2 protein-coding genes are annotated in these 1,595 nt (G+C 46.5%); both read left to right on the top strand.

Features of this window, described 5'->3' with window-relative positions; translation table 11 throughout:
- Window positions 1-74 precede the first annotated feature (74 nt).
- Window positions 75-404: a transposase gene (locus GFC01_RS17720; protein ID WP_152948471.1), complete on the top strand. Its 330-nt coding sequence runs from the start codon at window positions 75-77 to the stop codon at window positions 402-404.
- A complete protein-coding gene (locus tag GFC01_RS17715; RefSeq protein ID WP_341474087.1) occupies window positions 401-1,333 on the top strand; it encodes an IS3 family transposase in 933 nt (310 codons plus the stop codon). Before GFC01_RS17720 ends, GFC01_RS17715 begins: the two co-directional genes overlap by 4 nt.
- Window positions 1,334-1,595 lie beyond the last annotated feature (262 nt).

The following is a 1,595-nucleotide window of genomic DNA, read 5'->3' as shown; positions in this document are numbered from 1 at the left end:
CACTCAAGCCCCCTAACTGTATTGGACAGTTTGACTTAAATCTGTTACATTATGCAGTAGGGGGGTAGTCCTGAATGACTAGAAAAAAGTACTCACCAGAGCAAAAAATGCAAATTGTTAAGGAGGCCATGGAAACAGGTAACGCTTCTATTGTTGGCCGCAGGTATGATGTTGCTCCATCCCTCATCAGCCGTTGGGTAAGGACCTACAAGAAGCATGGAACCCTTCACCCGACAGGCCAGGAAAAGGGGGAGACGCTAAGGATATCATGTTCCCCCAAAGAACATAAAGCAGTTAAACAGGAGAATGAAAAGCTCAAAAAACTCCTCGGAGAAAAAGACCTGGAACTTGCCATTCTCCGTGACCTGCTAAAAAAAACAAACCCACACTTGATGATAAAATAGATATTGCTAGAAAATGGATATCTTTAGGTTACAAAATATCTCTTGTACTAAGAATTATTGGGATTAGCCGTTCCACGTATTACCACAAAATGCACAAAAGACCAAAACCTAAAAATCGTATTCATACCGGTGGTCGTCCTAAATCTCACTACACCCTAACGAAATACGGTGCCATTGTCAGCAACGAACAGGTTAAAGAATGGATTTGTGAGCTGATCGCCGGTGAAGGATATGCCTACGGTTACTTGAAGTTGGGCTATTGTTTGCGCAATAAGTTTAACCTGATAATCAATAAGAAAAAGGTTTATCGTCTGTGTAAGGAATTGGCAATCCTGCGCCCTCAAAGGAAAATTAACAGACATTACCCACGAAAACTGACCCGGAACCGGTTGGTAACTGCTTCTAACCAGCTATGGGAGGTGGACATTAAATACGGTTATATTGCCGGTGAAGACCGCTTTTTCTTCATAATGCCCATCATTGACGTTTATGACCGCTGCATTGTGGACTACCATATTGGGCTGTGCTGCGAAGCTAAAGATGCCGTGGCTACCCTTAAAAGGGCACTTTTTAAACGGCAGTTGTTTACGGCGACAGAGAAGCCTGTAATCAGGTCTGATAACGGACCGCAGTTCATCAGCAACCTCTTTGATATGACGTGCCGGGAACTGAACATGGAGCACGAAAGAATACCCTTTAAGACGCCCAATTTAAATGCCCATATCGAGTCCTTTCATTCGATTTTAGAGGAAGAATGCCTTTCCAGGCACGAATTTTCCAGTTACGCAGAAGCTTACGAGACAGTGACCGGTTTCATCCGGCATTATAACAACGTCCGTATTCATTCTGCTACCCACTACCTGGCACCGGCGGAATGTTATCAGCTTTTGATGAGAAATCAAATGCACCTGAAGCCCGTAAGGCTTTAAAAAGGCATGTTCCTTGGTGAGCCCTTGAGGGTTTTCCGGGCGGCGCCGCCGGGTAGCCTTGACGGCCGGGGACCCCGCACGTGGTACAATGGATAGCCGACGGGGCTTGCCTCTGTCCATAGCATGTTCCCCGGAGCCGCCCCGTCGGTGGTATTGATTAACCACGTGCGGGGTGGCAGTCAAGGCCGCCGCCCTGAATTGAAATTCGCTAAAATCGTGAGCAAGAAGGACTAATTGTCCAATCTTAGGGGGTCAGCCCGTG

It is taken from the genome of Desulfofundulus thermobenzoicus, from assembly GCF_009428905.1.
GTDB lineage: Bacteria > Bacillota > Desulfotomaculia > Desulfotomaculales > Desulfovirgulaceae > Desulfofundulus_A > Desulfofundulus_A thermobenzoicus.
The sequence above is the reverse complement of the archived record's forward strand: the minus strand, read 5'-3'. Positions and strand labels throughout refer to the sequence as shown.

Coding starts and splice junctions, on each gene's coding strand:
- GFC01_RS17720 (WP_152948471.1), top strand. CDS start 75: ATGACTAGAAAAAAGTACTCACCAGAGCAAAAAATGCAAATTGTTAAG.